Origin of the sequence: Lacticaseibacillus thailandensis DSM 22698 = JCM 13996, from assembly GCF_001436135.1 — a bacterium.
GTDB lineage: Bacteria > Bacillota > Bacilli > Lactobacillales > Lactobacillaceae > Lacticaseibacillus > Lacticaseibacillus thailandensis.
In genome coordinates this window covers 234,911-255,085 of record NZ_AYZK01000001.1, presented here as the reverse complement: position 1 = coordinate 255,085, position 20,175 = coordinate 234,911, and the positions used below count along the sequence as shown (strand labels likewise).

Here is a 20,175-nt window from a genome sequence, read left to right as displayed (position 1 = left end):
TTAAGCATTAATCTCACTCGAGAGTACAGTCTAACGCTAAATGCAGACACATGCAAATAGTAAGTAATGACCAAACAAAAACAAGTTGTGCGTGCGCCGGGCTACTGCGGCACGCTGAACCACTCGATGATGACCGCTGCCCGGAGCGCAGGCGCCGACCAGCGATGGTGATGATTTTTGCCCGTACTCGCTCGTCTTGACCGCTTAACATTATCAGTCCACAGCGTTGGCCCACTGACCCGGGACTGCCGCAAAGCGGCGAGTATACCGCGCAACTACCGGAACCACATACTGGCAACTACACCCACCATCGACTACGTTTAGACCCTTAAGGTGCGGTGCTCACTGGCTAGTAAAACCGGCACATTTCCGGCCGTGACTTGCGCCTGGTCACGCAATTCGTGCAGATCCACCGTTTGTGGCAAGTGTGTCAACACCAGTTGCCCGACGTGGGCATCAGCCGCCACCCGTCCAGCTTCTGGAGCCGTCAAGTGCCACCGCGGCTGTGGCTGGTCCGCCAAGAAGTTCGTGTCCGCCAACAACATGTCCGCACCCTGACTAAACGGTGCCAGGCCGTCAAAGTAACGCGTGTCGCTGGTATTCACCACGACTTTGCCAGTCGTCGTTTCCTCAATGCGTACGGCAAAGGCCGGCACCGGGTGCTGCGTCTCCAGGAACGTCAACCGCAATGGTCCCAAGTTGAGGGTACTGTCCGCCGTGTAGCCACGTCCCACCGTAAACTGGCCAAAGGTGAGCGCCGCAAAGTTCAATGGGTCCTTAGTGTGCCCATAAATAGGTAGAACCGGCTCCTTTTTGTCGCCAGGCCGTAACTGCCAGTAATACTGTAACGTGCCCACATCGGCTGTATGGTCATGGTGATAGTGCGTCAATAACACCGCATCCAACTGCAGCGGGTCCAAAATCGGCTCCAACGCCAGCAGTGAACCACTCCCCGCATCCATCAGCAAGTGGTAATCACCACTGGTAACAAGGTACGCACTCGTGCCCACGCCATCCGCTGGGTAGCCGCCATAATATCCTAATACCTGAATCTGCATTTTGTTTACCTCCCGTCGGTCCTCCACCCGCCAATGCGCGGTATAATTTAAGTGGAGGTGTTCCTATGACTAATCGTATCCAAACTGTGTTCGGTACGCAAGCAGTGTTGCGTACCCTGCTACACAATCAAGATCAACAATTTTTACTAGCACCAAGTAACCACGGTGCTGATTACGCCTTACTCGACTTGAGTGGTACCGGCAAGTACGCCATGCCGGTCAGTTACCGGCCCATCATTCTTACGGGTCAGGTGGCCCTCAACGAGTACATACATTTTATGCACTTTGGCCTGACCAGCGATGACGTGGCGGTATTTGAAGCTAACATGGCCAAGCTGATCGACCAGCGCGACCAGTACCCCGGCGTCGGCATGATGTGCCTCATGCGTGAGGAAGGCCCTGAGGTCAACTACATGTTGATGACCTCCTGGTTGCGCGGTAGCAACTACTTTGCCCTGAAGACCACGCCTGCATTTAAGCCACTGCAGGCCTTCACCAACCGCGCTGCCAGCGCTAACGGATACTTCGAGACCGGTTATAAGGTCGTCGATCCCGCAACCCTAAACTAAGCGCCTTACCCGTACCAACGGTAAGCAAGCCTAATTAAAAAAGCTGCGCCCAAAATAATTTGGACGCAGCTTTTGCGTATACAACGAGTTATTCCAAGTGTGGTGCGTGCAACGTCATGGCATTAACCGCCACGATCACAGCCGATAAGCTCATCACGACAGCACCCAGTGCGGCCGGCATCGTGATACCAATTGGTGCCAAGACCCCAGCAGCCAGCGGAATGGCGATAATGTTGTAGCCCGCAGCCCACCAGATATTTTGCACCAGCTTACGGTTCGTCGCCTGCGCTAGCCGGACGAAGTTGAGGATGTCCGTGGTCTTGCTCGAGACCAGCACCACATCCGCCGCATCAATGGCCACATCAGTACCCGCACCGATGGCAATACCCACGTCGGCTCCCGCCAGACTAGGCGCATCGTTGATCCCATCGCCGACCATCAATACCCCACCACGTTGCTGATAATCAGCAATCAGTTGGGCCTTGTCCGCGGGCATGAGTTCAGCGTGTACATCGTCAATGCCGAGCGTTTGGGCAACGGCGTCGGCAGTTTGTTGGTTATCACCGGTCAACATCACCGGAACGAGTCCGGCTGCCTTCAAGCCCTTGATGGCGCTGGCTGCTTCAGGGCGAGCCACGTCACCGGCCGCAATCATTCCCTGAACCTGGCCGTCGACTACTAACAGCGACACCGTATTGCCCGCAGCAGCAAGTTGTTGGACTTGGTTGTGAGCATAATCCACGTCATGTTCATCCAGGTACTTAGCGTTCACGATCAGCAACTTATGACCATCGACTGTGCCCTGCAATCCGGCACCCTGGATAGTCTGGACGTCGGTCGCTGCCGGCACCGTCACGTCCTGAGCCTTAGCCGCACTCATAACCCCCGTAGCAAAGGGATGGGTGCTACTTTGTTCCAACGCCGCAAAGTCAGCTAACAGCTCATTGGCGGTCATGTCATCGACCAGGGGCTGCACAGCGTTGACCGTAAAGTGGCCCGTGGTCAACGTCCCGGTCTTATCGAACATAACGTAATGGGCCTTGCTGGTTGCCTCATAGGCATTCCGGTTACGCACCAAGAGTCCACGTTTAGCCGACATCCCCGTCGCCCGCACGATGACCAGGGGCAAAGCTAACCCCAATGCGTGTGGGCAGGCAATGATGAGGACGGTCACGCCCATCATCAGCGCCGGACCAAAGCCGTTAATGGGTGACCACACCGCGACGGTCAAGAGCCCGACAATCAACGCGATGTAGAATAACCAGCCGGCCACCCGGGAAGCAATGTTTTCGGCGCGACTCTTTTGCTGCTGGGCATCACTAACCATGTGGCCAATCTGGCCAATAAAGCCATCGTCCCCCACAGCCGTGACCGTCATGGTAATGGTGCCATCGCCATTCACGGTCCCACCGGTCACTTGGTCGCCGACCGTCTTGCTAACGGGGGCGGACTCACCGGAAACCAAAGCCTCGTTAATACTGGTTGAACCATCATCGATCTGCCCGTCAGCGGGGATGGACTCACCCGCTAACACCCGCAGCTGGCTACCCACTTGCACGTCCGCCAACGGCATGTCCATCACCTGGCCGTCATGCACCATGTGCACTGTGTCCGGCAGCATCTGACCCAAACTAGCCGTCGCGTCGCCGGCCTTCATGACGGCATTCATTTCAACCCAGTGTCCTAGCAACATGATGACGATTAAGGTCGAGAGTTCCCAGAAAAAGTTCATCAGGTGTGCGTGCCCGGTCAACAGGTTATTCGCCACAAAAGCGTACACGGAGTACACGTACGCCACCGTGATGCCGAGTCCAATCAACGCCATCATTCCGGGTTGGTGGGCCCGAATTTCCGCAATACCCCCACGGATAAACGGCAAGCCCCCATAGAGAAACAGTGCCGTGGCCGCGATCAGTAATACCCACTGACTACCAGGAAAGGTAATCGGTAAGTGTAAACCACCAATGTTGACACTCAAACCCATCAAGGGCGCCAGGGCCACGACGATGAGCATCAACCCGAGGCTCACCCAAAACTTCTGCTTCAGGTTACCCATGTACTTCATGCCGGGATCATCCATCCCGGGCATTCCGTCCATATCCATCTCGTCCATGTCCATGCCGCTCATACTGTGCATGTCCATCCCTGACATGTTACCATCAGCCATTGCCGCCATGTCTGTGTCATCCATTTTCATTTCATTATCGTGCGCGTTCATTCTTTTCATGTCTATTCCCCAATCTTCATCGGTTGTTAGCACTGGTGTTGTTGAGCACCGTCCCGCATGCTGGCGGGCAAGCAATCACACGCTACCGTGTCCGGAGCGGTAGCAGCCTTCCCCTGCAAAACCGTAATCAGCTGTTGAATATCAGCTTTGCTCAGGGGTACATCGGCCAAGGTCTGGGCTAACGCGCCCCCAACCTTCATGGCACACATCGCCGCCATCTGGCCGCGCAGCACGTGTTCCATCGATTCCTGCTCACCAATTGTGGCCGTGTAGTGAAACTGCCGGCCGTCTTTGGTGGTGGTCAAAGCACCCTTTTTGACCAGCCGGCCCAACAAAGTCTTGATGGTTGCTGGGGCCCAGCCGCGCTTTTCCACCAAAGCGTCCACGATGGTCCCCGTATCCGCCCCGCCGAGGGTCCAGATTATCCGTAATACCGACCATTCAGCCGGGCTTACGTTAAAAGTTAAGTCGTGCATGTCGCTACCTCCGTTCGTTTACAAATGTAATTGTACGCTTAAGATTTACATTTGTAAACACAATGTATTAAAAAAAGGTCCCCACATTTTGGGAACCATTTCCTTTAGTCGTGCTTAGATATACATCAACTGACGTCATCCCGTGAAAACAACACTACCAGTGGGCAGGCTTTATCACGCGATAAATAATTCAACTTGCCCCCCGTTACCCCTGCATGATGCTCAGGGTCCGATGAATCCCGGCCGCAATATCATACTTGGCGGTCCAACCCAAGCCCTGTAGTTTGGTTGAGTCCAACAACGCCTTCGTGGCCTTACTGAACCCCTTTTGCTCCGTGGCGTTGGGCAGATCATAAGTAACGGTCCGGCCCACCGCATGTGCAATGATTGTGGCCAACTCACGCAACGAGATATCTGACCGACTGTCCGCGATATTATAAGCGTTCCCACTGGTACCTTTGAGGGCCACGGTCAAGAGACCAGCAATTGCATCCGCAACGTAGGTAAAGGAATATTGCTGGTGTCCGGCACTTTTCAGGACAATGTCCTCACCCCTCAGCGCATTATTAATGAACTGGGAAATGGCCTTGCTGTCTTCTGGCTTAACGGTGGGGCCGTATGAACGGGTCAACCGTGGAATCACAACATCCACACCCTTTTGGGACAGGTACGCCTGGCACAAGGCTTCCCCACACCGTTTGCTTTCAGGGTACCCCGCCCGCAACGTGTTCGGGTCAATGTAACCGCAATACTCCTCATCAAACTTTTCCACGTCACCCCGATTTTCGCCATAAACTTCATTTGACGAAGCAAAAACAAATCGCTGAATATGCTGACTGGCTGCTAACTCCAGTAGGTTGTGCGTGCCAATGATGTTCGTGGTAATCGTCCCAATAGGATCCGTCGCGTAAGCAACCGGATGCGTATTACTGGCCAGATGGAAAATGTACCCTAAGTTGGCCAAGGGTTGCGTGAGGGGCGTGTTAATGTCATGCGCAATAAACTCAAAATCTGCTGAATTCCAGTACGCCCCAAAACGTTTTTGGGCACGAGCCAAGTTACGTCCTAGAGCATAAACTTTGCACTGCATCCCTGCGGTTAAATTGCGGTGCATGAGCACGTCAACCATAAAACTACCCAGCATGCCTGAGGCCCCCGTAATCAAAACTGCGACGTTACTCATCTGGTCCCACGGCAAAGCCAAAGAAGCCACATACTCCACGTCTGCGCGGTAGAGCGCATTCAAATGAATATCGGTTGTCATGTAATCACCTACTTCAACCAGTTATCCTTATCGGCTTTCAGGTAAGCCTTAAACATCTCGAGGTCATCCTTAGTGGTCAGTTTAATGTTCTTATCGGAACCAGCCGCAAAGTAAAGCCGTTCACCCAACTCGACCATCATGGTGTTGGTATAGGAGGACCCATAAATGCCAATCTCTTCCTTGAAGGCCTTGTGGTAGGCCCAATCCAACTTACCGAACCGGTACGCTTGTGGGGTGGACACGCGGCGCAACGTTTCGCGCGGAATGTATTGTGTAGTACTAGTCGCGTCGTTAGGATCAACAACAAAAATTTGTTCATTATAAGGTAACGAAGTAACAGCATTACCATGAATGCCACACTTAACAATGACATCGCTAAGAACCGCACCATCCACCAAGGGACGGATACCATCATGAATAATGATGGTATCGTTGTCGTCACATTTACCCTCAAGGTTATAAACACCATTACGAATCGATTCCTGGCCAGTCCCACCACCAGTAACTACCCATTGCAACTTCGTGATGTTAAACTGCTTGGCGTAGGCGAGGGCCACATTCTGCCACCCATCGCGACAAACCAACTCAATCGCGTCAACTTCGGGATGATTTTGAAAGCTTTCGAGGGTATACACCAAAACCGGCTTATCATAAACGTTAATAAACTGCTTAGGAATATCCTGACCCATCCGCCGGCCAGAACCACCGGCAATGATGATTGCAATATGGCTCATAACTTTTCCTCCCAACCAAAACGTATACTGTGCAGTAATAATTGGTTAGTGTACTGCCTACCTTGTAAGAGTACGGTAAACATTGGCCTTTTGCAATCCCTACCATCGCTACTATCACACCAATTATGCGCTCGTGGTCGTGGTGGTTGATGTACCCGCACGGGCAAGTGCACCGATTGACGCATACATCAGCTCGTTACTCTAAGCCAAACATAAAAAAAGTTGCCCGCGTCTCCGCGAGCAACTACAATCAGTTGACGTAACGAATTAGTTAACAAACTTCTCAACCAATTCCTTGTTCTGATCATTGGTAATATTTTCGTTCATAGCAGTCTCAGCCAACTTCTTCATGTCTTCGGTTGAGAGCCGCTTCATCAGGCTACGTACCTTCAGAATGCTAGTAGCACTCATTGAGTACTCGTCCAGACCCATGCCGAGCAGCAATGGCACCATCACTGGATCCCCTGCAGCTTCACCACACATGCCAGTCCACTTGCCTTCTTTGTGCGCAGAGTCAATAACGTGCTTAACCAAGCGCAGAATGGATGGGTTGTATGGCTGGTACAGGTAGGAAACGTGTTCGTTACCACGGTCGGCAGCCATTGAGTACTGAATCAAGTCGTTCGTACCAATAGAGAAGAAGTCCACGTGCTTAGCGAACTGATCCGCCAGAACGGCAGCAGCAGGGATTTCTATCATGATACCCAACTGGATATCATCAGCAATCTTCGTGCCCGCCTTTTCCAGGTTAGCCTTTTCTTCCAAGAAGATCTTCTTGGCGGCCTCGAACTCCTGAATCGTCGCAATCATTGGGAACATGATGCGTAGCTTACCGAAGGCAGAAGCCCGCAGCAATGCCCGCAACTGTGTCCGGAAGATTTCCTGACGGTCCAAGCTAATCCGAATCGCACGGTAACCCAAGAATGGGTTCATTTCTTCTGGCAGTGGCATGTATGGCAAGTGCTTGTCACCACCAATGTCCATCGTCCGAACAACGACTGGCTTCGGGCTCATGGATTCGAGCACTTCCTTGTAAGCTTCAAACTGGTCGTCTTCGCTTGGCAATTCGGAAGAATCCATGTACAGGAACTCAGTCCGGTACAGGCCGACCGCTTCGGCACCGTTGGCGTGTACACCTTCAAGGTCCTTGGGGGTACCAATGTTGGCGGCCAATTCGAAGTGCTTACCATCAGCCGTAACGGTCTTGGCCGTCTTGAGCTTAGCCCATTCTGCACGGTCGGCAGCATACTGCTTAGCCTGCTTCTCAAAGTCGGCCTGCTGTTCTGCGGATGGATCAACCACGACGTCACCGTTTAACCCATCAACCGCGATGGTCTCGCCAGCCTTGACGCTCTTAGTCACGGAATCCGTCCCCACAACGGCCGGAATTTCCAGCGACCGCGCCATGATAGCCGAGTGAGCGGTACGCCCACCAATATCAGTCACAAAGCCCTTAACGAACTTCTTGTTCAACTGAGCGGTGTCACTAGGCGTCAAGTCGTGCGCCACAATAACAACTTCTTCGTCGATCAAGGCTGGGTTAGGCAACTCAACACCCAACAGGTGGCTCATCAGACGCTTGGAAACATCCTTCACGTCGGCAGCACGTTCCTGCATGTATGGGTTGTCAGTCATGCCTTCAAAGGTAGCAATGAACATCTTGGAGACGTCATCCAACGCCTGTTCAGCGTTGACCTTTTCATCAGTAATCTTGCTTTCGATGGCACCGGTGAACTCAGGGTCGTCCAGAATCATCATGTGAGCATCGAAAACCTGAGCCTCTTCCTCACCGAGCGATTCCTTTGCCTTATCACGAATCAGCTGTAAATCGTCGTGAGAAGCCTTAGTGGCGTCCTTAAGCCGCGCAACTTCGGCATCTGTGTCCGTAATGGTTTTCTGATCGAAGGAAAGATCAGGTTCTACGAGCAGGTAGGCCTTCGCAACGGCAATACCGTCGGAAGCTGCAATACCCTTGAGTTCTTTGGTCATGTTAAGCGAGGCCTTCCTTCTTCATGGTTTCGTCGATCGCAGCAATAGCGTCGGCTTCGTCGGCACCTTCTGCGGTAATGGTAACGTCAGCACCCTTGCCGACACCCAAACTCATGACACCCATGATGGACTTCAAGTTAACGGACTTACCGTTGTAGGCCAAGTTAACGTCCGACTGGAACTTACTTGCGGACTGAACCAACAGGGTAGCAGGACGTGCATGAATCCCGCTGTCAGCAATAATGTTATAATCACGTGTTTCCATGAAAAATCTCTCCTTTTGCTAGTAAAAGTTAATTCCTGTAAAGGTTACCATTTTTGCGGACGCTGCACAACACTTTTAATGGATGCGGTTACTACTTGTCGCTTTCGGCATGGTAGACAATGTCGCCACCACGTTCAGCTGAACCAACAATTTGTTTACGTTGCGGGTAATTGTTCCAAGCGGTACGAAATGCCATGAATTGCTCGGGCTTGATTCGTAGTTCCGCGAGGCTCCCGTCCCGTAATTGATCCATCAGTGCTACATAATCATCTGCCATTACATGGATACTCCTTTCAACAGGTACTTCCAATTTTATCACGAAATCGGTTACACCACAATTAACCAGCACCAAATTATAAGTTTTTCGCTGAATCCACCCTAGCGCCCTACCTCAGGGACAATGTTCACTCGGGTTCCAGGCGCTGTGCTTCACCCCTAAATCGTGCGCCGTGGCTCCCACCAGTAAAAGTTTGCACTCATCGTTGTCACGCCGGACTCGCGTTATATAATAGGAATAGTTGGTCAGAAAAAAGTGGTGAGCAACACTTTTTAGCACTCTCACCTCGAGAGTGCTTGCATTCAGTAAGTATTGGTTGTACACTAGCATCAAGGTCAATAAAGGTCAAACGTACCTGACGTTGATCAAGAACCCGAAGAAAGGACGTGTTGTGCATGTTGTGTGAAAACTGTCAGCAGAACCCTGCTACAATTCACCTTTATACCAACGTGAACGGCACCAAGCGTGAGATCAACCTCTGCCAGAACTGCTACCAAGAATTAAAGGCACAAGCAGAAGCTACCAACTCCACTGGTGATCCGTTCGGTTTTAACAGCCTCGAAAGTATCTTTCGTGCTATGAACGAAAATCAGCAGCGTGCTTCCGACAGTCAAGGTCCGCAGAATCAGGCTGGCGGACAAGGTCCACGGAATCCCCGTGGCGGTCAGAACAACGGCAACTCACTCCTTGGTCAATACGGCGTGAACCTCACTGCCCAGGCCAAGAACGGTGAAATTGATCCCGTGATTGGTCGGGACAAGGAAATCGCCCGGGTGATTGAAATTCTTAACCGTCGAACCAAGAACAACCCCGTACTCATTGGTGAAGCTGGGGTCGGCAAAACTGCCGTGGTTGAAGGTCTGGCGTTGAAGATTGCTAATGGTGATGTACCCCAGAAACTGCAAGACCGTCAGGTGATTCAGCTTGACGTCGTATCCCTGGTTCAGGGTACAAGCATGCGTGGCCAATTCGAACAGCGGATGCAACAGCTGCTCACCGAAATGAAGCAGAATCCACAAATTATCCTGTTTATTGACGAAATTCACGAGATTGTAGGTGCCGGCAACGCTGAAGGCGGTATGGACGCGGGTAACGTCTTGAAGCCGGCTTTGGCCCGTGGTGAGATCCAACTAGTTGGTGCTACCACGAACAGTGAGTACCGGACCATCGAAAAAGACTCTGCCCTTGCCCGTCGGCTACAGCCGGTCACGGTCGACGAACCGTCCGTTGACGAAACGATTGCCATTTTGAAGGGCATTCAAGGACGGTACGAGAGCTACCACCACGTCAAGTACACGGACAAGGCCATTGAGGCCGCTGCACAGTTGTCAGCCCGTTACATTCAGGACCGGTTCCTGCCCGACAAGGCCATCGATCTGCTGGATGAATCAGGTAGCCGTAAGAACCTGACCATCACACCAATCGACCCTGCCGCTATTGATAAGAAGATTAGCGATGCTGAATCCCAAAAGCAGGACGCCCTGAAGGCCGAAGATTATGAAAAAGCGGCCTTCTACCGCGACCAGGTCAACAAGTTGAACAAAATGAAGTCCGACCAGCAGTCTAGTGCTGACGAAGATGTGCCGCAGATCACCGAGAAGGATATGGAACAAATTGTCGAAGAAAAGACGAACATCCCCGTCGGTGAACTCAAGCAGCAAGAGCAAGAACAGTTAAAGGACTTGGCACCACACCTGGAGGCCAAAATTATTGGTCAGAATCAGGCCGTGGACAAAGTTGCGCGGGCTATTCGGCGTAACCGGATCGGCTTTAATAAGACGGGTCGGCCAATTGGTAGCTTCCTCTTTGTTGGTCCTACCGGTGTCGGGAAGACTGAACTGGCTAAGCAGCTTGCAAACGAGTTGTTCGGTAGCGAGGACGCAATGGTCCGCTTTGACATGTCGGAATACATGGAGAAGCACAGTGTGTCAAAGCTGATCGGGTCCCCTCCTGGGTATGTTGGCTATGAAGAGGCTGGTCAGTTGACGGAAAAGGTGCGTCGTCATCCGTACAGCTTGATTTTGCTAGACGAAATCGAGAAGGCCCACCCGGACGTCATGAACATGTTCCTGCAGATCCTGGATGATGGCCGCCTGACTGATAGTCAGGGCCGGACCGTTTCCTTCAAGGACACGATTATCATCATGACTAGTAATGCCGGCGCCACGGATGCCGAGGCAAATGTTGGCTTTGCGGCCGCAGCTGCTGGTAAGGAACACAGTGTAATGAACCAGTTGGGCAACTACTTCAAGCCTGAATTCCTCAACCGCTTTGACGATATCGTTGAGTTCAAGTCCCTGTCGAAAGATGACCTCCTGAAGATTGTCGACTTGATGATCGCCGATACCAACGCCAACGTGGCTACGCAGGGGCTGAACATCCACGTCACCACGCCGGTTAAGGAGAAGTTGGTTGAGCTGGGCTTCAATCCGGCCATGGGTGCACGGCCGCTTCGGCGGGTCATTCAGGAGCAGATTGAGGACCGCGTTGCCGATTACTTCTTGGATCACCCCACCAGTCAACAGCTTGAGGCCCGGATCAGCGATGGTGAGATCACCATTGCTGCCGCCCCGGCCACAGCTGATGCCGCGCAGAAAAAGTAAGGTTGAACTGAATACTGTTTGTACGTACCACCCTGACCCCAACGTCAGGGTGGTTTTTGCGTTGATGGGTTGGCTGTTTGGCATCGGAAACGACCTGAAGGTTGACATCTTGCGGTAGTCGTTCTGTGACCGCTCACATGTGGGGACCAATCACCGCACGCACAATAACCGGGATGGACGGCCAAACTTTAACACCTTGGGCCGTTTTCTGCACCCGCTTTCATCCGGCTCCCAATCATTGTATAATAAGGGTAACCAGACAAAGAAAGGGTTGATTGTCATGCGGCTTGTCGACATTACCAATAGTTTCCCGAACCTCGTGCAACAACAACTGGCGCACACCAACGCTCAGCTCGTTCAGGTTTACTCTCTGGGCCAGACAACGGTGATTTTCACTGAGTCTCCCCACCACCAAGAAGTGGTGCTTCGCAACGAACGGCGCAACATCCAGAACGCCGAAATTGAGTATGTCCTCAGCCAGCTGACGCACCGTCAACCAGAAGATGTCGAGTTGATTCGGGCACCCCATGTTGCTACCGCCACCTTGCGAACTAAGGTGGCTAGCTAACAGGACATGAAAAAAGCGTAATGCAAAGTGTATTTTGTGCACCATAATCAGGTGTAAGCTTTGCATTGATATAGTAACGGTCACGTTGGTTATCGACGCGACCGTTTTTTTTGCCCGACACCTAACGTTAGTTGCCAAATTGCGCCGTTAGTGGCATATTTTTAGGTGTACCTACAGTTATTAACGCTAACAATCAAATAACGGAAAGAAAGTGACCACCACTTAGGTACATAGCTGGCCGTAACTGCGGTACGACGATATTTTCGAGTCATCATTAGTAGCTTGGTGGCGATGCACCCATCGTCACCAAACTGGGGATTATGACCCACGTATGTATCTCGTATTGCAGCCATTACTATTAGAATGCGAACAACTTACCTGTGCCCGCACTCTGAAATAACCGCAAGAAGGGATTTGATTATTATGAAACAAAATACCATTCGGGTACGTAATCTGAGTCTGAATGCACAAATCAACCTCATTCGTGCTGGCGTGATGGGTGCCAACGATGGCATTCTATCCGTCGCCGCCATTGTGCTCGGTGTCTCGGCCGCCAACGTCGACACACATGACATTCTCCTGGCCGGGTTTGCCGGCATGCTGGCGGGCACTATTTCGATGGCCATGGGTGAGTACGTCAGCGTGCACGCTCAGCGCGACGCTGAAGAACGGGCAACGGCGGACGAGAAACTCCGGCTTAAACTTGACCCACAGGCAGAAATCGACTTTGTGACCCATAAGTATGCCGCCAGCGGCCTGAGCCGCCAATTGGCAGCTCAGGCCGCCCGTGAAATGTTTACGAGTGCGCCCGTGGTCACGGCGGTCCGGGAGCGATATGACATTGACCCCCACGAGCAAACCAGCGCCATGGGAGCCGCTGTGGCTTCGTTCATTTCATTTCCACTGGGATCACTTCTACCCCTACTGACGATTTCTTTGGTCAACAGTACCTGGCGCATCCCCGCAACGGTTGGCGCCGTTGTCGCGGCGCTTATGATTACCGGAGCTACTGCTGCTAGGCTAGGTAACGCAAACATCCTGAGAGCCACCGTCCGCAACGTGGTGGCAGGTCTAGTTACGATGGTCATCACGACGTTAGTGGGCCACATATTTGCGCGTTAAGGGGATGCCGATAATGAAAGCAATTCAAGTTAACAAAGATGCCTCTCTTGCCACCAGGGCCAACACCCTCCGCGCAGGTGTGTTAGGAGCCAATGACGGTATCCTAACCGTTGTGGGAGTGCTTTTTTCGGTGGGTGCGGCTACCAACAACGCCTTTGCCCTCTTTATCGCGGCAGTTGCCGATCTGATTGCTGTAGCCTTTTCCATGGCGGGTGGTGAATATGCCAGCGTGAGCGCTCAGCGGGACACCGAGGCCGCAGCCGTAGACAGGGAGTCCATTGCGCTCGAGCAGGATCCCAACACGGCCCGGCAAGTCATCATTACTAGTTATACTTCCCGTGGGGTCACCGCCACCACGGCAGCGGCCATTGCTGATGAATTGATGGCTAGTGACCCGTTACCAACTATTGTCACGGCAAAGTACCACCTCGATGCAACGAGGCTCATGAACCCCTGGGCCGCTGCTTTTGCTTCCATGATTTCTGCCACTTTGGGGGGAATCTTGCCTTTATTAGCGTTGACCACGGTCCGAGGACAATGGCAGTGGCCAGCTACCATTGCCGCTACCGTAGTTGCGGTAGCTATCACTGGCTACCTGTCAGCACAACTTGGGCATGGTTTTGCCCGACGTGCCATTATTCGTAATATTATCATTGGCTTGATTACCATCACGTTGCACTACCTCGTGGGTCTGGCATTCTAATCTGACCAGTGCACATTATTATACAAAAAGGGCCGCACTATTCATGTGGCCCTTTGCTATACCATGAATTAGTCAGTGACTGGCTCCAGTACCTGCCGCTGCACCAAGTCATTGATCACGTAGTTAAACTGCTCGACATTTCCTGCCGTTTTATCCGACTTAAAGATGTCGACCGCCCGCAACCCGTTGGCCGTGGTCACCGACATCGATAATTGATCCAGGTCAGCATTGACCAACACTTTGAGCTTGGTATTACTGGTGAACGGGCTGTTGAGGTCCAACGACCGCTCCAGTTCAAAGCCGCCCTTGTTGGTCTTCTTGAAACCAGTATCCATCAGGGTGTAGCGCTTCACGTTCGGACTCAGCCGGAACTTCCGCTTATCCCCTACTACCTGTGCCGTCGTTGCCAAAGCCATATCCACCACTCCATTCGTTATTGTTACCCTTATTTTACCACATCCGTTATGGTGCAAGCGTTCCCACTGCTCCGCAACTGCCCGCTTACTTGGTGGCCGCGCGCGCCCGTAGCCGGTTCACAGCCTTGATGAGCGCGGCACTAAACGCAGCAATATCCTCACTGGTAGTGACCGTACCAAAAGAAATGCGAATCGATTCCGCAATGCGTGGGGAATCGGCGCCAAACATGGCGGTCAGTACGTGCGAGGGCTCCAAACTGCCGGCCGTGCAGGCCGAACCACCAGAAACCGCAAAGCCGGCCAGGTCCAGGTTTGTCTGTAACGCGTAGGTCGAGACCCCTGGGAACCACAGGTTGAGAACGTGTGGTAGCCGGTCGTGCGTGAGGTTGCCGTTCACGTGGAACTCTACGTCCTCATCCGTAAGTGCCGTTGTAATCTGCTTGGTAAAACCCTCATAGCGTGTGGTAAGTGCGGCTTTGGCCGCATTATCTAACCGGGCCACCGCCGCACCGAACCCCACGATGCCCGGCACATTCTCCGTTCCAGCCCGCCGTTTGGTCTCTTGTTCACCACCCAGCAAAAACGGGGTAAAGTGGACTGTATCATCGCGGTACAGCACACCCACACCTTTAGGCCCGTTCAGTTTGTGTGCCGACGCCGACAACATGTTGATGCCCAGCGCCTGCGGGTTAATATCCGCTAGCCCAAACGCCTGGGTAGCGTCCACGTGGAACCATGCTTGGTGGCTGCGCAGTCGCGCCCCCACTTTGTCGATCGGCATCCGGCTACCAACCTCATTGTTCCCCCACATTAGGGTCACCAGCGTGGTTTCATCGTCGAGGGCGGCATCAAAGTCGCTCATGCTAATTTCACCGTTGGCATCTACTGGTAAGTAAGTGACCCGAAACCCTTCCTGTTCCAACCGCCGCAAGGGGTTCAACACCGACAAGTGTTCAATGGCACTGGTAATGATGTGCATTCCCTGCTCACGCCGCGCGTAGGCAGTACGGATAATGGCGGTATTGTTGCTCTCCGTCGCTCCACCTGTAAAAACGATGTTATCCGTGGTGGTGTGCAGCGCTGTTGCTAGCGTTTGCCGGGCGTGGTCCAACGCCGCATGCGCCTGCCGCCCAAAGTAGTGGGTAGAACTGGCATTACCAAAGTCCGCGTTCATTTGCTCAGTCATGGCCGCGACGACATCTGGATGCATTGGCGTCGTGGCCGCATTATCTAAATATACGTGCTTCATGAAAATCTCCTTTACCGTCAATTGCTAATAAAGGCCACCAACCCGCAATGGGTTCGTGGCCAAGCATACTCGCACATATCCGCCTATAAAGCAGCAAGGAACGCCAGCAACATCGCGGCACTCCGCTTGCCCGCGTCAATAATGAACTCGTCAAAACTGACGCTAGCGTTTTCATCACCCACATCACTCATCGCCCGAATCACGACGAATGGCGTGTGAAACTGGGTTGCAACCTGGCCAACGGCTGCCCCTTCCATTTCGCTAGCAAGCGCCTGCGGAAAAATACCCTTAATGCGTTTAATGGCCGGCGTACTACTAATAAACTGGTCCCCGGACACGATTAAACCCGTGTGCGTGGTCAGGTTCGTCGCCTGAGCCGCCGCCGTGATTTTCGCCACAAAGTCGGCATCCGCCGTGAAAATTTGCGGTTGCTGCGGTAATTGTCCCGGCTTGTAACCAAAGGCGGTGGAGTCGACGTCGTGGTACGCCACCCCGGTGCTGACCACCACATCACCAACTTTGAGCCCCGTACCAATACCACCGGCACTACCCGTGTTGATCAGGACGTCCGGTTGGTAGTGGTCCAACAAGATGGCCGCCACCATGCCGGCTTGCACCTTACCAATGCCCGATTCCACCAAGGTCACTTCTTGGCCGTGAATGTGGCCGTGGTAATAATGCTGACTGGCAACCACGGCTTCTTCCTGATCCTCCAAAACGGCCAAAAGTTCACGAATTTCTTCTTCCATGGCACAGATAACGCCAATTTTCATGCTGAGTTCCTCCTCATGCGTAGATCACGACCCACGCGTACGTCTGCTTACACTAGAAACAGGACTAAGGCGACAATGATCAACATCACCACGACCGTCCCGATTGCCCAATTCAATTTGGCTTTCAGAACCGACACCTTGTGGTACGCTTCCTGGTCGATGCGTTGCTGACTCTTAGCCGCGGTCCGACTCACTGCCTGTTCGCGCGCGTAGTCACGTTCCACGGCTATCCGCTTGCGGTCACGCTCACGGGCAGTCGCCGTTGCACGTTCACGTGCTTCGCGCACTTCTTTACGTGTTTGTGGCTCCATCACTGTGCCTCCTGTTCCTATAACTTGTATTAATTATACACGTTCCGCCGCTGTTTGCCAAAGGGGGTCCGCAACGCAAGCCCCGCCGTGCTGTCCCGCAACTAGCAGGCCACTGGAGACCGCCACTACCGTGTTAGTCCGGGACGTGGTCAACAAATTATTGGTGCGCCGCACAAGCGCATACAATGCCGGTACGCGGGCATTAAATCCAATGAAGGGATATTGGAAATATGTTATCATCAGGGTGCAAGTAAAGGGAGGTTAACACCATGTCACAACCAGTAATTACCGATTATTTGTTTGATGAAGCTGCCTATAATACGCACGACGGCGGCTACATTCCCCTCGAAGCGCCGACCACATCCCCGCAACCGTTGGCCATTCCCGCTATTGCCACCCCGGATCGCGTCGAGGGGCAGGACGTATACTACACCATCACCGCCCAAACCGGTGAGGTGCAGCTGCTGCCCGGTGCCAAGACCAAAACCTGGGGGTATAACGCGCCGTTACTAGGGCAAACCTTCGTCTACCATGATGGTGAGACGGTACACCTACACTTAGTCAACCACCTGCCCGAAGTCACCACCTTCCACTGGCACGGCCTCGATATTCCCGGACCCATCGAAGATGGTGGCTGCCACGCGCCCGTGTACCCTGGTGAAGCACGCGACGTGACCTTCACCATCCACCAACCGGCCTCAACCGACTGGCTGCACGCGCACCCGTGTCCGTCGACGGCTGAACAAGTGTGGCATGGTTTAGCCGCAATGGCCATCGTTCAGGATGACCACGAAAGTCGCCTCCCATTGCCGCGGAACTATGGGGTCGACGACATTCCGTTAATTCTGCAGGACCGGCGCTTCCACGAGGATAACCAGTGGGATTACCGGGCCGACTACGACCCGGATGGCGTTCAGGGACCAACTGCCATGATCAATGGCACCATTAACCCGTACTTTGACGTCACCACGCAGAAGGTGCGGTTACGCATCCTGAACGGCTCCAACCGGCGGGAATGGCGCCTGCACTTTAGTGGCGACCTACCGTTTACCCAAATTGCTGGGGACAACAGCCTGTTACCAGAACCGGTCACGTTTACCCACCTCATGATCACGTGTGCCGAACGTCAAGAAATTGTGGTCGACTTTGGTCAGTACCACCCTGGTGACCGGGTCACCCTATACTCCGATGACGTTCCGATCGTGCAGTTTCGCATCCGCGACTTTGCCCCAGACCACAGCACTATTCCGGCACACTTGTTCGACGTACCGGAATACCACGTTGATCCAGACCTACCCGTGAAAAACGTGGTGCTGTCCGGCATGGACGAAGAGGTCATGATCGACGGCAAAAAGTTTGACATGCAACGCATCGACTACGAAATGCCCATGGGTAAGTGCCAAATCTGGGACATCACCAGTACCAACGATATGGTGGGTGGCATGATCCACCCGTACCACATGCACGGGACTGCCTTCCAGGTCATCTCGCGGAACGGCCACGCGCCCTACCCGAACGAAACCGGGCTGAAGGACACGGTCAGCATCAACCCTCACGAACACGTCCGCATCAAGGTCCTGTTCAACGTTCCGGGCGTCTTTATGTATCACTGCCACATCATTGAGCATGAGGACGGCGGGATGATGGCCCAGATCAAAGTGGTCGACCCGGCCCATCCAGACGTCCAGTACCACCTGATGGACCACCACACGCTCATGCAAGCCTTTGCCAAGGAACGTGGGGTCGCCATGAAGGACCTGTGGCTCGGCGGAATGGAGTCCTACAAGAAGATGGGCATGCACATGTAAATTCCCATGCATGCTAAGACGCCCACCCTAAACAATGGGAATGGGCGTCTTTGGTCGCAAGTATTTATGAAAGGAGGCGGCACGCATGCCGCATGAACGCGTGTTGACCATCCCCAACGCAATTAACCTGCGCGAACTGGGTGGCTATCCCACGACTGGCGGGCGAACCGTCGCCTGGCACAAAGTATTACGTTCCGGCACCCTCAGTTACCTAGACGGTGTGGGCGAACAACAACTGGCTGATTATGGGGTGACCACCGTAGTTGACCTGCGTAGCGATACAGAAGTCTCGATGTCCCCCGACAAATTGCTGGCCGGCACTAACTACCAACACCTGTCAGTCTACCCGCTGTCCGGTGAACAAAGCTTTTGGGATAAGCTGAAGCACCGGCAGCCCCCACGGCCACAAAGCTGGGACCTGGGTGATGCCTACATTGAAATGCTGGTCGACCGGCACGCGCTGCACGCCTACCGCCAGTTGTTTGACCTCCTGTTGGCCAACACCACTCCGGGACACGCACTGGTCTTCCACTGTGCAGCCGGTAAGGATCGCACTGGCGTCGGTGCCATGATGATTGAGGGCCTGCTGGGCGTACCCACCCCAGTCATGCGTGCGGATTACCAGCTGACCAACCTAGTACTGGCCAACCCCGAAGGCATGTCGAGTGCTGCTGTCAACGCCAAACTCCAACACGGCGCGTCCGCCCTGGTCAACACAATGAACGCAGCGGCGGCGGGCGGTGATAACTTTGATACCGTCCAGAAATTCGTTACCAGCGAGTTCGGTACCTGGTCCGATTACGCCCGTCAGGAGCTGCGTCTATCGTCAAAGAATCAGGCGGACCTACGTCAGCTGTACTTGGAACCTCAAAGTTAACTAGTCACGCCGTAGAAACACCAACCGCTGACTACTCGACTGAGCCGGCGCAAACCGGTAATGGGGATCATCGAAATCAGTCAGACCCGCCACGTCGTCCACGGCGTGCGAAGCTGCAAATCGCACTAGTGCCCCGCGCGCCATCTTTGCATAGGTGGCGCGCGTTTTGATGTGGCCGTCAACCAGGCGGCCAAAGACTACATCCACAAAGCAATCATCACCCGTGAGGTACGGCGTAATGACGCGGGCGTACTCCATAGACGCCAAGTTGATTACCGGTGCCGACCAGTCCAACGCTGCGTAAACCCGCCGGCCCCAAAAAGCATACAAATTACGGGCCGTACCAACCGCCAGCCTGCTGCCCATATCCAGCCGGTACGGAACGATGCCGTCAAAGGGCCGCAGTATCCCGTACAAGCCGGACAATATACGCAGGTGGTCGCGCAAGTACGCTAACGCCTCGTCCGTCAACAAGTCCGCCGCAAGGCTTTGGTACTGCAAGCCGACAAAAGCCATGACGGCGGGCGTGACCTGCTGTCGTAGGTCCATTTGGTTCAGCCAACTACGGCTACTTTGGGTCAACTGGTCACTGGTATGCCACAATTGCTGTAGTGCGGTGGTATCGAGCGTGCGCAACTGCGCCAGTAGTTGGTCCGCTGACCCTAGGTACTCCGGCCACCCGGTCACGTCAAAGTTATCCGTGTCGGTCCGCATCCGCTTGGCAGGCGCGATAATCATTTGCATTGCGGTTAACCTCCTTAACCCTACTTACTTAAGCTGTGGCCCCAATGGGTTAATCCCGGATACAAGTATGGACCAGCGGCGATCCCCAGGGGGAATCGTTGCTGGTCCATACTTGTATATACGGGCGCCTTAAAGGACAGCC

20 protein-coding genes are annotated in these 20,175 nt (G+C 53.6%); 7 read left to right on the top strand and 13 right to left on the bottom strand.

Going from position 1 to position 20,175, the window contains the following annotated elements; translation table 11 throughout:
* Window positions 1–320: 320 nt before the first annotated feature.
* The gene (locus FD19_RS01170; protein ID WP_056968926.1) at window positions 321–1,058 is read right to left on the bottom strand and encodes an MBL fold metallo-hydrolase; all 738 of its coding nucleotides are present in this window, start codon (window positions 1,056–1,058) and stop codon (window positions 321–323) included.
* Between the two features lie 65 nt (window positions 1,059–1,123).
* Between FD19_RS01170 and FD19_RS01165 the strand changes: the two genes are divergently transcribed.
* Window positions 1,124–1,627: a hypothetical protein gene (locus FD19_RS01165; protein ID WP_054749310.1), complete on the top strand. Its 504-nt coding sequence runs from the start codon at window positions 1,124–1,126 to the stop codon at window positions 1,625–1,627.
* An 88-nt stretch (window positions 1,628–1,715) separates the two neighbouring features.
* Here the strand turns inward: FD19_RS01165 and FD19_RS01160 are convergent, their stop codons facing one another.
* From FD19_RS01160 to FD19_RS01130, 7 genes are all read right to left on the bottom strand, one after another.
* The gene (locus FD19_RS01160) at window positions 1,716–3,854 is read right to left on the bottom strand and encodes a copper-translocating P-type ATPase (RefSeq protein WP_082619464.1); all 2,139 of its coding nucleotides are present in this window, start codon (window positions 3,852–3,854) and stop codon (window positions 1,716–1,718) included.
* Window positions 3,855–3,880: 26 nt separating this feature from the next.
* Window positions 3,881–4,330 (bottom strand): CopY/TcrY family copper transport repressor, encoded by a 450-nt coding sequence (locus tag FD19_RS01155; protein ID WP_054749309.1) that lies wholly within the window; start codon window positions 4,328–4,330, stop codon window positions 3,881–3,883.
* A 205-nt stretch (window positions 4,331–4,535) separates the two neighbouring features.
* A complete protein-coding gene (locus FD19_RS01150) occupies window positions 4,536–5,594 on the bottom strand; it encodes an NAD-dependent epimerase/dehydratase family protein (protein WP_054749308.1) in 1,059 nt (352 codons plus the stop codon).
* Window positions 5,595–5,602: 8 nt separating this feature from the next.
* Window positions 5,603–6,328: an IspD/TarI family cytidylyltransferase gene (locus FD19_RS01145; protein WP_056968924.1), complete on the bottom strand. Its 726-nt coding sequence runs from the start codon at window positions 6,326–6,328 to the stop codon at window positions 5,603–5,605.
* A 267-nt stretch (window positions 6,329–6,595) separates the two neighbouring features.
* Complete coding sequence (gene ptsP / locus FD19_RS01140) at window positions 6,596–8,317, bottom strand: phosphoenolpyruvate--protein phosphotransferase (protein WP_056968923.1); 1,722 nt, start codon at window positions 8,315–8,317, stop codon at window positions 6,596–6,598.
* 1 nt (window position 8,318) lies between these two features.
* Window positions 8,319–8,582 (bottom strand): phosphocarrier protein HPr, encoded by a 264-nt coding sequence (locus tag FD19_RS01135; RefSeq protein ID WP_054648891.1) that lies wholly within the window; start codon window positions 8,580–8,582, stop codon window positions 8,319–8,321.
* Between the two features lie 91 nt (window positions 8,583–8,673).
* Complete coding sequence (locus FD19_RS01130) at window positions 8,674–8,859, bottom strand: hypothetical protein (RefSeq protein WP_054749307.1); 186 nt, start codon at window positions 8,857–8,859, stop codon at window positions 8,674–8,676.
* A gap of 395 nt (window positions 8,860–9,254) precedes the next feature.
* Between FD19_RS01130 and FD19_RS01125 the strand changes: the two genes are divergently transcribed.
* The 4 genes from FD19_RS01125 (at window position 9,255) to FD19_RS01110 (ending at window position 13,855) form a co-directional block, all read left to right on the top strand.
* On the top strand, window positions 9,255–11,462 hold the full coding sequence (locus tag FD19_RS01125) for an ATP-dependent Clp protease ATP-binding subunit (protein ID WP_056968922.1): 2,208 nt from the start codon (window positions 9,255–9,257) through the stop codon (window positions 11,460–11,462).
* 280 nt (window positions 11,463–11,742) lie between these two features.
* On the top strand, window positions 11,743–12,030 hold the full coding sequence (locus FD19_RS01120; RefSeq protein WP_054749658.1) for a DUF1827 family protein: 288 nt from the start codon (window positions 11,743–11,745) through the stop codon (window positions 12,028–12,030).
* Window positions 12,031–12,453: 423 nt separating this feature from the next.
* Window positions 12,454–13,152, top strand: a complete 699-nt coding sequence (locus tag FD19_RS01115) for a VIT1/CCC1 transporter family protein (RefSeq protein WP_054749306.1) — start codon at window positions 12,454–12,456, stop codon at window positions 13,150–13,152.
* A gap of 13 nt (window positions 13,153–13,165) precedes the next feature.
* Complete coding sequence (locus FD19_RS01110) at window positions 13,166–13,855, top strand: VIT1/CCC1 transporter family protein (RefSeq protein ID WP_082619463.1); 690 nt, start codon at window positions 13,166–13,168, stop codon at window positions 13,853–13,855.
* A gap of 68 nt (window positions 13,856–13,923) precedes the next feature.
* On the opposite strand, the gene FD19_RS01105 is transcribed toward FD19_RS01110, so the two are convergent.
* The 4 genes from FD19_RS01105 to FD19_RS01090 form a co-directional block, all read right to left on the bottom strand.
* Window positions 13,924–14,271, bottom strand: a complete 348-nt coding sequence (locus FD19_RS01105; RefSeq protein WP_054749305.1) for a DUF1831 domain-containing protein — start codon at window positions 14,269–14,271, stop codon at window positions 13,924–13,926.
* Window positions 14,272–14,356: 85 nt separating this feature from the next.
* The gene (locus tag FD19_RS01100) at window positions 14,357–15,520 is read right to left on the bottom strand and encodes a cysteine desulfurase family protein (protein WP_054749304.1); all 1,164 of its coding nucleotides are present in this window, start codon (window positions 15,518–15,520) and stop codon (window positions 14,357–14,359) included.
* An 83-nt stretch (window positions 15,521–15,603) separates the two neighbouring features.
* Window positions 15,604–16,293, bottom strand: a complete 690-nt coding sequence (locus FD19_RS01095) for a 5'-methylthioadenosine/adenosylhomocysteine nucleosidase (protein WP_054749303.1) — start codon at window positions 16,291–16,293, stop codon at window positions 15,604–15,606.
* Between the two features lie 47 nt (window positions 16,294–16,340).
* On the bottom strand, window positions 16,341–16,604 hold the full coding sequence (locus FD19_RS01090; RefSeq protein ID WP_054749302.1) for a hypothetical protein: 264 nt from the start codon (window positions 16,602–16,604) through the stop codon (window positions 16,341–16,343).
* A gap of 269 nt (window positions 16,605–16,873) precedes the next feature.
* On the opposite strand from FD19_RS01090, the gene FD19_RS01085 reads away from it, so the two are divergent.
* Both FD19_RS01085 and FD19_RS01080 read left to right on the top strand, forming a co-directional pair.
* Window positions 16,874–18,412, top strand: a complete 1,539-nt coding sequence (locus FD19_RS01085; RefSeq protein WP_054749301.1) for a multicopper oxidase family protein — start codon at window positions 16,874–16,876, stop codon at window positions 18,410–18,412.
* An 85-nt stretch (window positions 18,413–18,497) separates the two neighbouring features.
* Entirely contained in the window at window positions 18,498–19,289 is a 792-nt protein-coding gene (locus FD19_RS01080) for a tyrosine-protein phosphatase (protein WP_056968921.1), read from the top strand.
* Here FD19_RS01080 and yaaA read toward each other — a convergent pair whose 3' ends face one another.
* Window positions 19,290–20,033 (bottom strand): peroxide stress protein YaaA, encoded by a 744-nt coding sequence (gene yaaA, locus FD19_RS01075; RefSeq protein ID WP_054749298.1) that lies wholly within the window; start codon window positions 20,031–20,033, stop codon window positions 19,290–19,292.
* Between the last annotated feature and the right edge of the window lie 142 nt (window positions 20,034–20,175).

What these genes read in the sequence shown, in the direction of transcription:
- FD19_RS01115 (WP_054749306.1), top strand. Translation starts at nt 12,454, where the DNA reads ATGAAACAAAATACCATTCGGGTACGTAATCTGAGTCTGAATGCACAA.
- FD19_RS01090 (WP_054749302.1), bottom strand. Translation starts at nt 16,604, where the DNA reads ATGGAGCCACAAACACGTAAAGAAGTGCGCGAAGCACGTGAACGTGCA.
- FD19_RS01155 (WP_054749309.1), bottom strand. Translation starts at nt 4,330, where the DNA reads ATGCACGACTTAACTTTTAACGTAAGCCCGGCTGAATGGTCGGTATTA.
- FD19_RS01120 (WP_054749658.1), top strand. Translation starts at nt 11,743, where the DNA reads ATGCGGCTTGTCGACATTACCAATAGTTTCCCGAACCTCGTGCAACAA.
- FD19_RS01095 (WP_054749303.1), bottom strand. Translation starts at nt 16,293, where the DNA reads ATGAAAATTGGCGTTATCTGTGCCATGGAAGAAGAAATTCGTGAACTT.
- FD19_RS01170 (WP_056968926.1), bottom strand. Translation starts at nt 1,058, where the DNA reads ATGCAGATTCAGGTATTAGGATATTATGGCGGCTACCCAGCGGATGGC.
- FD19_RS01080 (WP_056968921.1), top strand. Translation starts at nt 18,498, where the DNA reads ATGCCGCATGAACGCGTGTTGACCATCCCCAACGCAATTAACCTGCGC.
- FD19_RS01105 (WP_054749305.1), bottom strand. Translation starts at nt 14,271, where the DNA reads ATGGCTTTGGCAACGACGGCACAGGTAGTAGGGGATAAGCGGAAGTTC.
- ptsP (WP_056968923.1), bottom strand. Translation starts at nt 8,317, where the DNA reads ATGACCAAAGAACTCAAGGGTATTGCAGCTTCCGACGGTATTGCCGTT.
- FD19_RS01085 (WP_054749301.1), top strand. Translation starts at nt 16,874, where the DNA reads ATGTCACAACCAGTAATTACCGATTATTTGTTTGATGAAGCTGCCTAT.
- FD19_RS01110 (WP_082619463.1), top strand. Translation starts at nt 13,166, where the DNA reads ATGAAAGCAATTCAAGTTAACAAAGATGCCTCTCTTGCCACCAGGGCC.
- FD19_RS01150 (WP_054749308.1), bottom strand. Translation starts at nt 5,594, where the DNA reads ATGACAACCGATATTCATTTGAATGCGCTCTACCGCGCAGACGTGGAG.
- FD19_RS01130 (WP_054749307.1), bottom strand. Translation starts at nt 8,859, where the DNA reads ATGGCAGATGATTATGTAGCACTGATGGATCAATTACGGGACGGGAGC.
- FD19_RS01100 (WP_054749304.1), bottom strand. Translation starts at nt 15,520, where the DNA reads ATGAAGCACGTATATTTAGATAATGCGGCCACGACGCCAATGCATCCA.
- FD19_RS01165 (WP_054749310.1), top strand. Translation starts at nt 1,124, where the DNA reads ATGACTAATCGTATCCAAACTGTGTTCGGTACGCAAGCAGTGTTGCGT.
- yaaA (WP_054749298.1), bottom strand. Translation starts at nt 20,033, where the DNA reads ATGCAAATGATTATCGCGCCTGCCAAGCGGATGCGGACCGACACGGAT.
- FD19_RS01125 (WP_056968922.1), top strand. Translation starts at nt 9,255, where the DNA reads ATGTTGTGTGAAAACTGTCAGCAGAACCCTGCTACAATTCACCTTTAT.
- FD19_RS01145 (WP_056968924.1), bottom strand. Translation starts at nt 6,328, where the DNA reads ATGAGCCATATTGCAATCATCATTGCCGGTGGTTCTGGCCGGCGGATG.
- FD19_RS01160 (WP_082619464.1), bottom strand. Translation starts at nt 3,854, where the DNA reads ATGAAAAGAATGAACGCGCACGATAATGAAATGAAAATGGATGACACA.
- FD19_RS01135 (WP_054648891.1), bottom strand. Translation starts at nt 8,582, where the DNA reads ATGGAAACACGTGATTATAACATTATTGCTGACAGCGGGATTCATGCA.